The organism is Niabella yanshanensis (genome assembly GCF_034424215.1).
Classification (GTDB): domain Bacteria; phylum Bacteroidota; class Bacteroidia; order Chitinophagales; family Chitinophagaceae; genus Niabella; species Niabella yanshanensis.
In genome coordinates this window covers 5,121,057-5,136,524 of sequence record NZ_CP139960.1, presented here as the reverse complement: position 1 = coordinate 5,136,524, position 15,468 = coordinate 5,121,057, and the positions used below count along the sequence as shown (strand labels likewise).

Sequence of the window (15,468 nt, the reverse complement as noted above, 5' to 3'; positions counted from 1 at the left end):
GAAGCTTTTGCTCCTGAGCCGGAATCAGTTCGTATCAACTACATGGGGGCCGAAATATGGAACGCGGCATTTTTACTTCCGCCTGAGATTCCTGTGTATAGAAATACCGGAATGCTCTGATCGCAAAATGATCAACCGTTAGAAAAAAATGTTTTGAAGAGAGGCTATAGTCCATCTTAGGAGCAGCTTTCTCGGCATCCTTTTGTTTTTTTGCCTCCTCTTCCTGAATCTTTTTGGCAAGCTGACACTTACCGTTACACTTCAGCATAGGACGGGCTTTGTTAATGCAGTTCTTAGCATATTTCTCCAGGTTGATTTTATAGTCAACCCATAGCCATACATTCCCAAAAGACTGGGCTGCAAACACGATTAATAATATAGATATTACGAATGCCTTCACTGATTTTGCAAAATTAACGGGTGGTGTTCTCATGCCTGTTTACATAATCATGACAGATATTTATACAATCACGCCATTTCAGCCAACCGGATATTCTAGCCCGCTTCACCTGTTTTTCCTGAATGTCTCGGGAGTTACACCTGTATTCTTTTTAAAAAAAGTAACAAAATAAGAGAGGCTCTCAAACCCTAGCTGATCAGCTATTTCACCTACCGATAAATGGGTGTAATGCAATAATCGCTGTGCTTCCAGAACAATCCGTTTTCTTATCAACTCACCTGCTGTAATGTTGCGATACGCCTGGCAGAGCTTGTTCAGGTAATTGGTAGTTATATAAAGTTTAGCAGCGTAGGCAGCTGGTGTTTTCCATTCACAATAATGTTCTTCTACCATTTTTTCAAACCGGAGGACTTTATCCAGCCTTACACCTACCTGATCGACAACAACCGCTATTTTGTTACAGCGATCGAGCTCATTCAGAATGATGTTCAAATAAGACCTCAACACTTGTGCGCTACCTTGTGTTGTATATTCGTCAAACATTAAAGCCATTAACGAATACCACTTACTGGCGTTATTCCTTTGAAGATTTAACCCCGGTGGGACCTCACTGTTTAAAAAGCCAAATTGTTGCAATACATTACTATTGTACCTCAGAGAAAAGAAGCTTTCTGCAAAGCAGATCAGGTAACCGCGCGGCCTGCTGTTTATATCTACCTGTACAATACTGCCTGGCTTAATACAAATAACATTTAATGGGTTAAGGCAGATCATTTCGTTATCAATGATAATATGCCCACCCGGCTCCTGTACATGGATGAGCGCGTAAAACATTGGTTTGTGTGGTAACAGCAGGTGTGGATACTGCTCGCCAATGCCACTCAATTCCCCCATCCAGAAAAAGGATTTATTTGTAGAAAATACATCGACAGTATACACAGGTATCGTATCTGATTTTGTACCCATGTAGATAATTTTGATTAACACTATTGTTATAAAAGGCTAACCAATCAATATCGGGGGCTTCAGAATGGAAGGCGTAGCGCCTTGTAACAAGATTGAATTTACCGTTACAGGAAATACCCGGAGTACACCGGTTATACTAACCGGTCTTTCTATATCTATCTTCCGGTTATCATAAAAGAGTGAGATCTCCTTCAATTTTAATTTGGGTGTATCCTGTTGTTGCTGTTCATTATCACTCAGCTGTTTTTCAAGATAGCAGGATCCTTTACACAGAGGAACAGCATCGAACCGGTTAACACATAAGTTGTTGGAAATATAATCCCTGTTTAAATGAAAGGCCGTCAATATTACGAGGCTGCTTAATGCCTGAAACAGGAAGGCTCCCAGCAATGATATAAGAATGATTTTCTTCAACCCCGCGAAGGTACATTAAAATTGTTCCCGTAGCAACCGTTTAATATCTGCTGTTAAACGATCGGTTTCCTTTGGCTCCAGGCTATTATAAACACCACGTATATTCCGGTTTTTGTCGATCAGTAAAAAACCACCGCCATGTACCAATCCCCCCGGAGCAGTGCTATCGGCATTTGCAGCCAGGTAATAGGATTTTTCCGCCAGGTTCATAATGCTATCCTGGTTACCCGTAACGAAATTCCACTTTGGAGCCGATACACCCAGTGCCTCCGCATATGCTTTTAGCCGGGGAACGGTATCCCGCTCGGGATCAATTGTATGGGATATAAATGATACGCGGTCATCTGCCTGGTAACCGTCGTATACTTTTTTGAGCGCCCTGGTCATAACCGGGCAGATGGTAGGACAGGATAAAAATATAAAATCGGCTACATATACCTGATCTTTAAAACTGGCATTACTTATATGATGGCCATCCTGGTTGATGAAATCAAAATCTGCAATGCGCGGATATACCGGCTTCCCATCAACCATTGTAGCTTCTCCCAAAATTGGTAAGCCCCCGTTCCCACAGGAACATAATACCAACATTATCATACAACCGAAAAAAAAGACGCGCTTCATCCTATAAAAATAGTTAAAAAGCACATGCCATCTGAAGTGAATTGCCGGATATGATGATAAGGAGGTAGCGTCTGCTCCTATTTTGATTTTAATAAAACGGCAGCAGATCTTCACCTGCTGCCTTATTCATTAAGATACCAGCTCAACACCTATTTTTTCGCGGGCTTTATGAGCCGCAGCCACCATATTTTCAAGCGCCTTTTTAGTTTCGGGCCATTTACGGGTTTTTAACCCACAATCCGGATTAACCCATATATGTTGTGCCGGCAAAAGAGTTGCCGCCTTTATCAGTAAATCCGTCATCTCAATAACAGACGGCACTCTTGGCGAGTGGATATCATATACTCCCGGCCCTATTTCATTAGGATATTTAAAGTGAGCAAAAGCCTGCAGTAATTCCATTTGAGAGCGGGAAGTTTCGATAGTAATTACATCAGCATCCATTGCGGCAACCTGTTCAATGATATCATTAAACTCGCTGTAGCACATATGTGTATGGATCTGTGTTTGATCGGCTACGCCACTGGCAGCTATGCGAAAGGCTTTGACTGCCCAATTAAGATACTGCAGCTGTTTGGACTTCCTTAGCGGCAAACCTTCGCGAATGGCGGCCTCATCGATCTGGATCATACTAATGCCCGCTTTTTCCAGCGCTAAAACTTCATCCCGAATAGCCAGCGCGATCTGGTTAGTAGTTACACTGCGTGGCTGATCATCGCGCACAAAAGACCATTGTAAAATAGTAACCGGGCCCGTCAACATACCTTTCATTACCTTTTTGGTTTGCGCAGCAGCAAAGCTGCTCCAGCGCACGGTCATGTCCCGGGGGCGACTGATATCGCCATAAATAACCGGTGGCTTTACACAACGGCTTCCATAACTCTGTACCCAACCGTTTTTAGTAAACAGGAAACCATCCAGCTGTTCTCCAAAATACTCCACCATATCATTACGTTCAAACTCTCCATGCACCAATACATCCAGCCCGATAGATTCCTGCCAACGGATAGCGTCAACAGTAGCTGCTTCAATAGCCTCTTCATATTGTGCCAGTGTCAGATCGCCTTTTTTATACCGGGCTCTCAATTGCCTTATATCATCGGTTTGCGGAAAGGATCCAATGGTAGTTGTAGGAAAAGCAGGAAGCTGAAAGCGGTTACGCTGCAGTTGCTGACGTATAGAGAAAGGGCTCTTTCGTGCAGCATCTGATTCATGAATGGCGGCCACCCTTTCTTTGACCGTTTTTTTGTGTACCTCCTCCGACTGCGCCCTGCTCTCAATAACATTTTTGTTGATCCGCAATAATTCCTCATTCCCCTCAACGATCTGGCTCAAGTCGGCTACCTCGTTTAATTTCTGTCTAGCAAAAGCCATCCAGTTTTTTATCTCAGGATCGATGGTCGTTTCCAGATCCAGGTCAATAGGACTGTGTAGCAGAGAACATGATGGCGCAATTATTATTCGCTCGCTACCTATTTTTTCAATGGCTTTATTGATGAAAGACAAGGATCTTTCATAGCAGTTTTTCCATATATTCCTGCCATCAACTACGCCTAGTGAAAGAATAAGATGATCAGGTATTGCAGCAAGCACTTCATTTAACTGTTCGGGAGCCCTCACCAGGTCGATATGCAAAGCAGCTACCGGCAGGTTAACGGCCAGTTGTGTATTGTCCAGCAGGCCTTCAAAATAAGTGGCTACCAGGATCTTTACTCCTGCTGTTTCCCTGGCTATATACCGGTAGGCACTGTCAAACGCTTCCTTTTCCTTTGCAGAAAGATCTAACGCTAAAAATGGTTCATCTAATTGCACCCATTCTGCTCCCAGCTGTTTCAGGCGGTTCAGTACAGCTATGTAGGCGGGTAGTATTTTTTTAAGCAGGTCGATTCTTTCAAAACCGGTTTCCTTTTCCTTGCCCAGTAAGAGATAACTCACGGGTCCGATCAAAACAGGTTTTGCCTTTTTTCCCAGCAACGCTTTCGCTGCCATATATTCTCCAAAAACCTTTTGGGAAAACAAATGAAATTCCTGATCTGCAGTAAATTCAGGCACGATATAATGATAGTTGGTATCCAACCATTTGGTCATTTCCATAGCCGTGATATCCAGGCCATCTTTCTGGTAACCCCGTGCCATTGCAAAATACAGATCCGTTTCACCATTGGTTTTTACATCGGTTAAAACGGGCGTATACCGTTTTGGAATGACACCTAACATCAGGCTTATATCCAGTACCTGGTCGTAGAAGCTGAAATCATTACAAGGTATCAGATCCATACCGGCCTGAAGCTGCGTTTGCCAGTTTTCTTCCCGGATCTTAAAAGCAATTCTCTGCAGATCCTTCAAATCAATGGTACCAGCCCAATACTGTTCGCAGGCTTTCTTTAATTGTCTTTGACTACCGATACGCGGGTAGCCGAGGTTTTGCGTTTTCATCAAAAATGTTTTAAAAATGAATAAATGCTTTTTACGTCCTTATCGCATAGTGGTAGAACCGGCCTGGATCCGGTAACTTCAGAAAATACCCGGCAAGCGATCGGTTCTATTATGCGATGGCCCGTCTTACTAAACAAGGCAGGTCTCCTGGCTTGTAATATCCCGGTCATCCTTCCCATGCCGCCCCTAGCAACACAGTGGATATAGCAGACCGGAACTTTTTTAATTACTTACAGTTGCGCGACAGCCCGTGATTCACACGCGGTTCCCTATTAATGCCGATTTACATCGGTAACCTCGCCTAGGGATGTGTTTCTACTAACACCCGGATGGCAAATCTATTTAATATAGACTAAAACACTACATTAAGTAAATAATTCAGTATATAGTACCACTAAATTAATTAAATGAAGAATAAAATAACAAAACAAATAGCATACATCCCCGGATTCAGTATTTTAAAAGGCAGCTCATTTTCAAAAAATAATATGCGCGCCGTTATCCCCCCGTTAGTGTTACACGAGGAAAGCAGGAATCGTAACCTGAAGCAATATTTCTTCTACCCACCTAGACAGCATGAATAATCTTGGCCAAATATTTTTTTGTGCAACCGTATGCGCAGATCACTTTTCATACAGTTCCTTTTCGTTCTCTATTTCTATTAAACCAAACGAGAAAAACCGTTATTATGGGCTTCGCGAAGGATGTCTGTATAAAGGCAGTGCTTAACCAAATTGTAATCAGCATATTATTGAAACAATTTCATTTTTCGAATCTTTACAATTTCGACCTGCATACTTTGATGGTCGGCTGCAGACTCAAATAACCTGAAATACCTAAAACTTTTTTCAAAATTTAACAGATGTTCCAAGGCCGGTTAGCTTTTCCCATTGTCAATCTAACTCTATACATTTGCGTCCCGAAAACTCTATGCAAGAAAAAAAATATACGCTGGCTGTTTTTGATTCAGACAGAGCAATGCTGAACGCATGCGCATTAATACTAAAAGAACAGGATATAGATATCCATGCTTTTGCTAATAGCGGAGACTTTGAGGATCAGCTCCAACATTCTGTCCCATCTGCTATTTTGCTTGATAACTCCATTTTACCACATGGCGGCCTTGAGGTATTACGTTTATTAAAACAACACAGTAAACTCAATAAGATCCCCGTCATTTATATGACCGGTAACGGCGCAATAGGCGACAAAGCACTAAGGCAGGGCGCGGAATATTTGCTGATCAAACCTTTTGATTTAATCCAGCTTATAGCCACCGTGCTCAGAGCCTGCGAGACCACTCACTAGTGCTGAATTATCCCGTTGGGGAGAGGCATGCATATCTTACTTTAATTGATAAAGATTACTGTTCGCTTTTGAATCAGGCACAACTTGACTCCCCTTTTACAATATCGGTAATCAAAACATGGCCTTCATCGAATAATGTAAAAACAAAATCCTGCTTTTTAACAGCGTCCTGGTGCATTATTTCGTGAGCAAAAACCAACAGGGTGATCACCTGTTGAATAAATTCATCTGATTCCGACTTTTCAAGCAGGTGAACTACCTGCTCATAATTTAATTGCATGTTCATAAGCGTTTGATTGAATTAATTATGGAAGCAATTGCAATGACACTTCCTATTCTTTTACATTTCGATGTATTCCTCAATGATCTTCCCGCATTTTTCTGCAAGTCTGGTTTCTTCTCCATCCTCTTCCCATCGCAACGTGTCAGGGTTCAATACTAGAGAAGAAATACTTTGATCGGGAAATACCACGGTATAGTAGGTTTTGCTTTTTTCCTCGTCGGCACGATACACAATGGTTATCTGACCATCAATACCAACATCCGATAAGCTTCCATGATATATCGCTATTTTCTCAGTCATATCGAGGCATCGCAATATCCGTTCCCAATATTCCGGCTACCACACAACATTTGATGGGATATTCATTTACAAATACTTGCTTCATGTGGCACCCTGATAAACCACGCCTTTATTCAGGAAAAAAATCATCAGCTGTTGACAATTTTCCTCAATCCAACATATTAGGGTTGACCGAACAGGGGTCAATGGTTCCTGGGCTGCCCGGTGTATCGGGACCGATACAAAAAAGGATCGGACAGCCTCGTTGAAGAGCGGGGTATGTAAGCGAGCCCGCTATCCCGGTCATCTTCAACCTGAATCTTCTGAAAGTGGCGAGTATGTATTTTTCAAGCAGATTGAAAAACAAACCCACCATTACAAATACGGATGCCCCTATCTTCCAGAAAGGGAGCGGCTCGCTGAGCACAAGAGCAGCGATCAATAACGCTTTTTATTTAACAATTAAATCCCTAAACGAAAGTCCTTTACACTTGTAGCTTCAATATTCACATCATTGAAATAGCTCACTGTTCCGGTATCTACCGGGCATTGCGCGCTGATGCCTAAGAAAATATTGGAAGGATATTCATTTTTATATAACCGGGCCAGCTTCCATTTTTTATTGTCCAGAGAATAGTAGCTGCCCACCGTCTTCGTATCCGAAGATATTTTCATGTACACATATTCCTGTTGAACCAGATCATGATTATTATCATCTGATGTACCAACGGTTCTCACAGAAACAACCCGGTGATCACCGCTTTCGTCCTGCTCAAAACAAAATTTCTGGTATAGATCATTGCTGCTGTATATATACAATACACCAGCGTTGTACATACCATTAGGGGAGAACCGGGGCGTAACTTTTGCCGTTAGGGTAAATGGCTTTGTATTATCGACGGATGATAATAAGATGGGCGCAGAATTGTTAGACAACTTACCGTCAGGATCGGAGAAAAAATCTTTTTTTGCACCCACCCTAAAGACCACCTGCCCCGAACTATCCACATTAATTAAATCAGCCGCACCGTTCAATGATTTATCAAAACGGGTATTGCCGATTTTGACATCAACATTGTTGAGCGCAGTATTAACCGGGGTTTTTACTTCAACTCCCGGGGTTTCTACTGGTTGTTTGGCGGCTTCCTGGTTTTGACAGGCCAACAACAGCAACAATACACTTACAGGCAACGGGTTCAGTATTTTTTTCATTTAATTAGTAATAAAGCTTCAAAAATCAGTTTCCTTTCAAATGTAGCATAAAGGGCCGGGACTAAATGAGATTGACTGAACGAAATATCATTGGTAGTCAAAAAATTCACGTCCTTTGCAACCTACTAATCAGTATTTTTTATGAAAAAGGCAGCAGCTACAAGAATGAACATATTACATAAGGCATTTGAGTTGATTTATGCAAGGGGGTACCAGGCTACCAGCATCGATGAGATCATTGCCACCACTCAGGTTACAAAAGGGGCCTTCTTCTATCATTTTAAAAATAAAGATGAAATGGGCGTTGCCATCATCGAGGAGATATTGAAGCCTACACTTAACAACAGCTTTATAACGCCCCTGGAGCGCGATGAGCATCCGCTATCTGCCATTTATAACCTGATGCGTTACCTCCTGACAAAAGACAAATTTCTAAAGCCGGAATATGGCTGCCCGGCGGCCAACTTCACACACGAAATGACGCCCTGGAATGCCAATTTCAGCCGGGTACTCAATGAGCTCACCGAACAGTGGATGCAGGTAATGACCAGGGCTTTGGAAAGGGGGAAAAAACAAGGTTTGGTAAGCAAAGATATCAATGCTAAACAAGTAACCCTGTTTGTAGTATCCGGATACTGGGGCATACGAAACCTTGGAAAACTGGGTAATAAAAGCTATTACACCTCATACTTAAAAGAACTAAAAAACTACCTCAACACCCTGCGGCAAATTTAACTCAATAAAAAAAACATACCAATTAGTATGTTTTTTTTTATTTTTGCATCGCTCAAAAAATAAGCGATGTATTCGGCATTACTATTCTTACATTCTATAGTCAGATGGCTGGTATTAATCAGCCTTATTTACGGCATTTGCAGGGCCTGGCGCGGGTATACACAAAAACTGGCATTCAGCAAAACCGACAACGCTATCCGTCACTGGACGGCCACCATTGCTCATATCCAGCTAATGATTGGCATGGTGCTCTATTTCAAAAGCCCTTTAATACAATATTTCTGGTCGCCGGCGGGCAAGGCTGCTGCATCGGAGGAGCTGACTTTTTTCAGCCTGGTACACCTGGCAATCATGCTTGTCGCGATTATTCTTATTACGATCGGATCGGCAAAGGCCAAACGACAACTGCAGGACCCAACCGCTTTCAAAACGATCTTCGCCTGGTACCTGGTTGCATTGATCCTCATTTTCATAGCCATACCCTGGCCTTTTTCTCCACTGGCCAACAGACCCTATTTCAGATAATATGACACATTTATTTCAAACAAAAACCGGCAGGCTACGCATTATTGGTTTCCTGGAAGGTATTTCACTTTTAGCGCTGATCTTGATTGCCATGCCGCTCAAATACAGCTTTAACTCCCCTCTGGCAGTTCAAATACTGGGACCTGTTCATGGCGCTTTATTTGTTCTTTTTGTTATTAACACGCTTAGTGTAGGAATTGAGCAGCAATGGAAGTTTGCCACTACCACCTGGAAAGTGCTGTTAGCCTGCATTATTCCTTTCGGAACATTTTACATTGATAAGAAAATCCTGAAGCCCATTCAAGCCTGATATGATAACAGTATTACTCCTGGCTTTGGTCATTGCCCTCGTCTATGCAGGATATTGTCTTTACAGGTCAGCTCACCTCTCCGAAGAACTGCAATCAACAATTGCGGAAGGAGCCCTGATACTGGATGTACGAACTGAAAAAGAATATGCCGCGGGGCATATCAACGGAGCGGCAAACATTTCGTTGGGCACCATCCGGAAACGCTATAAAGAGCTGGATCCACAGAAGGCCTATATTACTTATTGTTCGCACGGATTAAGAAGCGTAAAAGCAGCCAACTTACTCAGGGAAAGAGGTTTTAAACAGGTTTATAACGGCGGAGCACGGGAGGACCTGGAGAAATTGATGAAGCCGCATTGAGGCCATGCTTATGATTAAATTGTTTTGGATCGGGTGATTCATACTAAATTAGCTTTTTAAAGCAATATCTGGCATGAACAAGGCCTCCCCTATTACCTTAAACGGCTTAAATTTTCATGATATGGATGGATTTTATACAGCCATCTATAGTATGATGCATTTGTATGAAGACTGGAAGCCGGCTCACAGCCTGGATGCTCTCAACGACATGTTGTATAGTGGCTTTGGAAAAGAGCCGGTGCAACTGGTATGGGAGCATTCCGAAAAAAGCCGGACTGATCTGGGTTTACAGGCTACCCGTGATTTTTATCAGCATAAGATCAACCAAGGCAAGCCTTACAATATTAATTGGGCAGCGAAGCAGCTGGAGGCAGTAAATTCCAGAGAAGGCGCTACCTTGTTTGATATCATCGTAGAGATATTCCATTCACATCCTCATATAGAGCTGGTGCTACTTTAGCCAGGGTAAGTTTACGCTATAGTGCAAAGGCGCGAAGCAAAACCATATTACCTGCCAAAGGTTCTGCTGATCCGCATCCGGCTGTAATTGGGTCAACTAATTTAAAAAGGTATTCAATCTGCTACCAAAGATCCGACCGGTATCTGGAACTTTATTCTAACTTAGAGGCATTGTAAATCTGACCTGATGGACTATTTCGTTAAAGAGGAATCTATAGTACGTACTATTTGGGGAAAAAGCGATACGATCCTGTTTATTTTCGCAGGCGCCGCTGCAGAATTTGCCTTAAATAAATCAGTAGACTGGTTATACTTTACCGGCAAATTGCCTGCCGATCCCATCGGACGCCTGTTCTCTACGGTGCGTTATGCCAGGGAAATTGTTTTTGCACCGAAAGAAGCAGCTTTCAAGGCCATTGATGTGATCACTCAAATACACAGGGGCGTAGAGACAAAACGCGGTATTCCGATACCTGACCGGGCCTATCGCGATGTGCTTTTTATGCTGATTTATTACTCGATTGCGGCGCATGAACTATTGGAGCAACATTTAAACGATGCCGAAAAGGATGAAGTATACGATGTATTTTATCGCGTTGGCATCCGGATGGGACTAAAAGACCTACCCGTTTCTTATGCGGAATGGCTGCCGGTAAGAGAAGCCCATTTACGGGAAAATCTTCAAAAAAGTCGTTATACAGAGGACTTATTCCAGCAATACAAAAAACACCTGGGCGCTATGCGATTTAAAGTATTGCTGGAAGGTCAAAAATTAGTGGTTCCCAACCCGGTCAGGCAATTGCTCAACTTCAATGATTTTTCTTTTTTAACGCCGGCCGTACCTCTTTATAAAGTAAGTCGTGTTATGAAAATGGACTGGCTGCTCAGGCATCTGTTACTTCCTTCCGATTACAAGGACCAGATCAACGCACTCAATATACATCCTTAAACAAAAAGATCCAGCAACAGCACACCCCCCAGACCCGCTACTCCTATAACAGACTCCATTACCGTCCAGCTTTTGAAAGTATCTTTAAGGCTCAATCCCAGGTATTCTTTGAACATCCAGAAACCGGTATCATTGACATGAGAGCACATTAAGCTGCCAGCACCTATAGACAGCACCATCAGTTGGGGGTTTACATGCATGGCTACTACCAGCGGCTGCACTATACCTGCTGCAGTAAGACCGGCTACCGTTGCCGATCCTATCGCAATTCTCAGCACAGTGGCCACCATCCACCCCAGTAAAAGAGGAGGCAAAGTACTATCTTTAAAATAGCCGGTAATAGCTTCGGCTGTACCACTGGCTATCAACACCTGCTTGAGCGCACCGCCAGCTGCAGTAATTAAAATAATTGCAGCAATGGCACCAACAGCATTTCCCGACCGCTCCATCAACATACTTATTTTAACGCCTCTGAAAGCGCCTAAAAAAATAATCGCCAACAATACGGCAACCAGCAATGACATGCCCGGATCACCTATAAATAAAAAAAATTGCCGTAAGGGACCTTCAGGAAAGCCATACAATTGCAATGAAACGGTAGATACAGCCAGCAAAATAACCGGAACGAGAGCTACAAACAGGCTAACCGCAAAGCCTGGCTCCCGGGCGGATGCATCTGTTTGCTGACTAAATATTCCTGCCAGAGGTTTTGTACTAATCTTTTTAACCCACTCAGGAAACCACAAACCCGCTAACGCCAAAACAGGGACTGATATGCATAAGCCATATAAAAGCGTTAAGCCTATATCTGCTTTAAAGATACTGGCGATAGCGGTAGGCCCCGGATGCGGTGGCAGAAACCCATGAGTAACCGAAAGTGGTGCTGCCATAGCTATCGCGAGATAGATCAACGAAGTTTTGGTTTCCAACGCTATGGTAAATACCAATGGAATTAACACTACGAAACCTGCGTTATAAAAAAGAGCCAATCCTACACTAAAGCTGGTAACACATACCGCCAGCTTTGCATTACGATTGCCAAATAACTGTAGCAGCCGGTTGCTGATCTGGCGGGTAGCCCCGGTTTCGGTTAAAATACTGCCGAGCATTACACCAAACCCTAAAACAACAATTACCGACCCCAGTATATCGCCCACGCCTTTTGACATAGCTGCGATACATACAGCTGGCTGCATTCCATTAGTTAAGCCAATAAATAACGTAGTAATAAATAATGCCAGAAACGCATTGAGCTTCGCGGCGGTAATCAGGAGTAGCAGCAAAGCCATTCCCAGGATGAGTAGGATTATTGGAGACATGCAATTATTTATTTATAAACCAGCTCTTTCAAAGCTATGGCTATCGTCGCCTCGAGGCTTTCCTGTACTTCAACAGTAATCACGTCCTCCTCCGTTTCATCCGGCTCCTGCAGCAAATCAAACTGGCTCCTTAATAAACTTACCGGCATGAAATGTCCTTGTCTTGCCCCTGACTGTTGTGATACTTTTTCGTAAGAAGCTTTAAGATACAAAAATTTGACTGAACTGATACCAGACCGGAGCCGGTCGCGGTATTGGCGCTTCAAAGCTGAACAGGTCATAACGCCGGCCTTCCCCCTCCTGATCATTGTCTTTGCCCCGGTTACAATAGTATCCAACCATCCCTGCCGGTCTGCATCGGTTAGCGGTATCCCCTTGCTCATTTTATTAATATTAGCCTGCGGATGCAGATCGTCTCCGTCTATGAAAACACGTTTCTGCTCGTCTGCTATAGCTTTACCTACAGAGGATTTACCACTGCCGGATACACCCATTACTATGAGAACCGGGGCTAACATTCCTGATCTGACTAAATTTTTACTTTACACTAAAAATAAAACCGACACCATAAACATTCTCAATCTTCACTTTTTTTGACTCAGCAAGCAACTTGCGCAACCTGGATATAAATACATCCAGGCTTCTTCCCAGAAAATAATCATTCTCACCCCAAAGCTGTATCAAAATATCTTCCCGCTTAATCACGGCGTTCTTATGCTGGTACATATACTCAAGCAGGCTGGCTTCTCTTACTGTCAGCGAAATACTTTTTCCAGCGCTTCCTACCGATATTTTAAATACGTCTTTGCGAAAGATAATATCCCCTATCGTAAGCGTTGTCTCCTTATCTGCTTCGGCCTCAACAGATAATCCTTTACTATTTCTGCGAATAATATTGGTCACTCTCAATACAAGTTCGTCTATATCAAAAGGTTTATTGATGTAGTCATCAGCACCTAATTTCAATCCGGCAATACGATCTTTCTTTTCGTTCCTGGCTGTCAAAAAAAGAAAGGGAACGGTTTCATCTGCTTTCTTAACCTGACCTGCAAATTCAAAGCCATCCATGCCAGGCAGTTGTATATCTGTTATCAGCAGATCATAATACCCGGTTTTTTGCTTAAAGGTCTCTAAAGCCTCTTCTGCAGTGGTTTTCAGGTCCACTTCAAAATTCATCAGCTGAAGATACTGTGTCACCACATTACCCAGGTCTATTTCATCTTCTACAAAAAGAATTCTACTCTTCATCTGTGTAATATATTAATAACAACCGATAAATTGCTACAGGGGAATTACAATACTAAAGTCTGTTCCCGATTTTTCAACCGTATCCACATGTAGCTGCCAGCGGTGCGCCTCTATACATAGCTTCGTGTAATAAAGTCCCAGCCCCAATCCCTTTACCGCTTTATTCTCTATGGACTTGGTGGTTCGGTAAAATTTATCAAAAATATTTTTAAACTCCCCCGCAGGTATTCCAACCCCGTTGTCCACAATATGAACGGTAAGCAATTTTTCGCTTTCAGTTGTAAAGATACTGATGCGCTTAATAGCGCTGGTATTGTATTTAATACCATTTTCGATGATATTTATAATCATGGTGGTTACCCAAAACCGATCCAGCAAAACCAAATGCCCCGGCATATCGGTCTCCTTAAAGGCTATTTCTACTTTGTTGTTATCAGCCTGGATCATATAATCATCCACCACCTCCTTCAATAGTTCTTCTATCACAACAGGCTCCTTCTGCAAGGTAGATTCATTCATCATGGTAATGTCTATCACCTGGCGAAACAACCCGTTCAACCTTTCGGCCTGCCGGCCAATTACACCGGTCAATGAAGCCACCATTTCCTTATCATCCTTTACCTGATCTTTCTCAAGAGTTTTATTAGCCACAATGATCGCCGATAAAGGTGTTTGAAACTCATGGTTAATACTATTTACAAAATCAGATTTCATTTCCGCGAGCTTTTTTTGTTTTGACCAGTTTCTGAATGTGATATAGAAAATGGTGGCCAATGAAAGAATTGAAAAAAGTGACAACAAAAAAGTAGGTAACATGCGGGTTATGATTGCCTGTGTACGATGAGGCGTGTCGGTATATAACGAAAAACCTATCCTGTTGGAATAAGCGGTAGGTGTACTGATAGTAATATTTGAAACAAGATTGGAAGGACCGGTGTTGTGCAAAGAGCCGCTAACGACAATTCCCTTGTTTTGGAACGCACTGTCTAAACCTTTATACATCTGGGATTTATCATAAAGTGTTACGTACTGCTGGCCATTAAAAGTTACACTTATATGATCAACGGTAGAAAGCCATATCAAATCGTCCTCCAGCTTATTCTCTTTTATGATTGCCGTCATCAGGCTATCTATATTACTACGGGTTCTTAAATTAGCTGCGATACTATCAACGACTTTTTGACCTAATATACTAAAATCTGCCCGACCTGATTTATAACGGCGCTCCAGTTCATACATATTCCTGTTTAAAAAACTATCGATAATAGCTTGTCCACCCGGGAACACTTTATCGTTACGAATAGCGTTGCTATAATCTCCTTTAATCTGTGCAGCCTCCGCTAGAAAGAACTTGTCATTTTTTAGCTCAAAAGTATTATACACTAAAAAATATTGCACTACAGCCAGTATTACAAAACTCGCGATGGCTATAAATCTTATGCTGAATAAAGAAGATGACATAGATAATAAATAGCTATAAAACTACCAATACAAAACAATTTATGAACAATATTAAAATTCTGTTAACAATCTGTTGGGCTTTTGTTATTAAGATGTTATCGAATCCTTAAATATTTTCAACCCATCAAATAAATGAGAATAGTAAGCCCTATACAGGCTTGACAGATCCGATTTGCCCC

At 42.3% G+C, this 15,468-nt stretch carries 20 protein-coding genes and 1 riboswitch; of the genes, 7 read left to right on the top strand and 13 right to left on the bottom strand.

Going from position 1 to position 15,468, the window contains the following annotated elements:
* Positions 1-34: 34 nt before the first annotated feature.
* From U0035_RS21210 to metE, 5 genes are all read right to left on the bottom strand, one after another.
* The gene (locus U0035_RS21210) at positions 35-433 is read right to left on the bottom strand and encodes a hypothetical protein (RefSeq protein WP_114790933.1); all 399 of its coding nucleotides are present in this window, start codon (positions 431-433) and stop codon (positions 35-37) included.
* Between the two features lie 72 nt (positions 434-505).
* Positions 506-1,366 (bottom strand): helix-turn-helix domain-containing protein, encoded by an 861-nt coding sequence (locus tag U0035_RS21205; RefSeq protein ID WP_114790932.1) that lies wholly within the window; start codon positions 1,364-1,366, stop codon positions 506-508.
* Between the two features lie 36 nt (positions 1,367-1,402).
* Positions 1,403-1,780: a hypothetical protein gene (locus U0035_RS21200; RefSeq protein WP_162817858.1), complete on the bottom strand. Its 378-nt coding sequence runs from the start codon at positions 1,778-1,780 to the stop codon at positions 1,403-1,405.
* A 15-nt stretch (positions 1,781-1,795) separates the two neighbouring features.
* Positions 1,796-2,377 (bottom strand): SCO family protein, encoded by a 582-nt coding sequence (locus U0035_RS21195; protein ID WP_327138707.1) that lies wholly within the window; start codon positions 2,375-2,377, stop codon positions 1,796-1,798.
* 156 nt (positions 2,378-2,533) lie between these two features.
* Complete coding sequence (gene metE / locus U0035_RS21190) at positions 2,534-4,840, bottom strand: 5-methyltetrahydropteroyltriglutamate--homocysteine S-methyltransferase (protein ID WP_114790929.1); 2,307 nt, start codon at positions 4,838-4,840, stop codon at positions 2,534-2,536.
* 120 nt (positions 4,841-4,960) lie between these two features.
* A riboswitch (cobalamin riboswitch) is annotated at positions 4,961-5,155 on the bottom strand.
* A 615-nt stretch (positions 5,156-5,770) separates the two neighbouring features.
* Between metE and U0035_RS21185 the strand changes: the two genes are divergently transcribed.
* On the top strand, positions 5,771-6,148 hold the full coding sequence (locus U0035_RS21185) for a response regulator (RefSeq protein ID WP_114790928.1): 378 nt from the start codon (positions 5,771-5,773) through the stop codon (positions 6,146-6,148).
* Positions 6,149-6,221: 73 nt separating this feature from the next.
* Here the strand turns inward: U0035_RS21185 and U0035_RS21180 are convergent, their stop codons facing one another.
* The 4 genes from U0035_RS21180 to U0035_RS21165 all read right to left on the bottom strand — a co-directional run bounded on the left by U0035_RS21180 (position 6,222) and on the right by U0035_RS21165 (position 7,922).
* A complete protein-coding gene (locus tag U0035_RS21180) occupies positions 6,222-6,434 on the bottom strand; it encodes a hypothetical protein (protein WP_162817857.1) in 213 nt (70 codons plus the stop codon).
* Between the two features lie 54 nt (positions 6,435-6,488).
* Complete coding sequence (locus U0035_RS21175) at positions 6,489-6,731, bottom strand: hypothetical protein (protein WP_114790926.1); 243 nt, start codon at positions 6,729-6,731, stop codon at positions 6,489-6,491.
* Between the two features lie 148 nt (positions 6,732-6,879).
* Positions 6,880-7,152: a hypothetical protein gene (locus tag U0035_RS21170; RefSeq protein WP_114790925.1), complete on the bottom strand. Its 273-nt coding sequence runs from the start codon at positions 7,150-7,152 to the stop codon at positions 6,880-6,882.
* Between the two features lie 20 nt (positions 7,153-7,172).
* A complete protein-coding gene (locus U0035_RS21165; protein ID WP_114790924.1) occupies positions 7,173-7,922 on the bottom strand; it encodes a DUF1349 domain-containing protein in 750 nt (249 codons plus the stop codon).
* Between the two features lie 141 nt (positions 7,923-8,063).
* Here U0035_RS21165 and U0035_RS21160 point away from each other — a divergent pair, with 141 nt between their 5' ends.
* The 6 genes from U0035_RS21160 to U0035_RS21135 all read left to right on the top strand — a co-directional run bounded on the left by U0035_RS21160 (position 8,064) and on the right by U0035_RS21135 (position 11,261).
* A complete protein-coding gene (locus U0035_RS21160) occupies positions 8,064-8,657 on the top strand; it encodes a TetR/AcrR family transcriptional regulator (RefSeq protein WP_114790923.1) in 594 nt (197 codons plus the stop codon).
* A 66-nt stretch (positions 8,658-8,723) separates the two neighbouring features.
* A complete protein-coding gene (locus tag U0035_RS21155; RefSeq protein ID WP_114790922.1) occupies positions 8,724-9,182 on the top strand; it encodes a hypothetical protein in 459 nt (152 codons plus the stop codon).
* A 1-nt stretch (position 9,183) separates the two neighbouring features.
* Complete coding sequence (locus U0035_RS21150) at positions 9,184-9,492, top strand: DUF3817 domain-containing protein (RefSeq protein ID WP_114790921.1); 309 nt, start codon at positions 9,184-9,186, stop codon at positions 9,490-9,492.
* Position 9,493: 1 nt separating this feature from the next.
* Positions 9,494-9,853 carry a rhodanese-like domain-containing protein gene (locus U0035_RS21145; RefSeq protein ID WP_114790920.1) on the top strand — a complete coding sequence of 120 codons (360 nt, stop codon included), beginning with the start codon at positions 9,494-9,496 and terminating at the stop codon, positions 9,851-9,853.
* Between the two features lie 73 nt (positions 9,854-9,926).
* Positions 9,927-10,313 (top strand): barstar family protein, encoded by a 387-nt coding sequence (locus tag U0035_RS21140; protein ID WP_114790919.1) that lies wholly within the window; start codon positions 9,927-9,929, stop codon positions 10,311-10,313.
* Between the two features lie 186 nt (positions 10,314-10,499).
* The gene (locus U0035_RS21135) at positions 10,500-11,261 is read left to right on the top strand and encodes an oxygenase MpaB family protein (protein WP_114790918.1); all 762 of its coding nucleotides are present in this window, start codon (positions 10,500-10,502) and stop codon (positions 11,259-11,261) included.
* On the opposite strand, the gene U0035_RS21130 is transcribed toward U0035_RS21135, so the two are convergent.
* The 4 genes from U0035_RS21130 to U0035_RS21115 are packed head-to-tail and all read right to left on the bottom strand — an operon-like array spanning position 11,258 to position 15,289.
* The gene (locus tag U0035_RS21130; RefSeq protein WP_114790917.1) at positions 11,258-12,580 is read right to left on the bottom strand and encodes a gluconate:H+ symporter; all 1,323 of its coding nucleotides are present in this window, start codon (positions 12,578-12,580) and stop codon (positions 11,258-11,260) included. The two genes, U0035_RS21135 and U0035_RS21130, sit on opposite strands and share 4 nt — an antisense overlap.
* Before the next feature lie 8 nt (positions 12,581-12,588).
* On the bottom strand, positions 12,589-13,074 hold the full coding sequence (locus tag U0035_RS21125) for a gluconokinase (protein WP_394365426.1): 486 nt from the start codon (positions 13,072-13,074) through the stop codon (positions 12,589-12,591).
* Between the two features lie 43 nt (positions 13,075-13,117).
* The gene (locus tag U0035_RS21120) at positions 13,118-13,828 is read right to left on the bottom strand and encodes a response regulator transcription factor (RefSeq protein WP_114790915.1); all 711 of its coding nucleotides are present in this window, start codon (positions 13,826-13,828) and stop codon (positions 13,118-13,120) included.
* A 33-nt stretch (positions 13,829-13,861) separates the two neighbouring features.
* Positions 13,862-15,289: a sensor histidine kinase gene (locus tag U0035_RS21115; RefSeq protein WP_114790914.1), complete on the bottom strand. Its 1,428-nt coding sequence runs from the start codon at positions 15,287-15,289 to the stop codon at positions 13,862-13,864.
* Between the last annotated feature and the right edge of the window lie 179 nt (positions 15,290-15,468).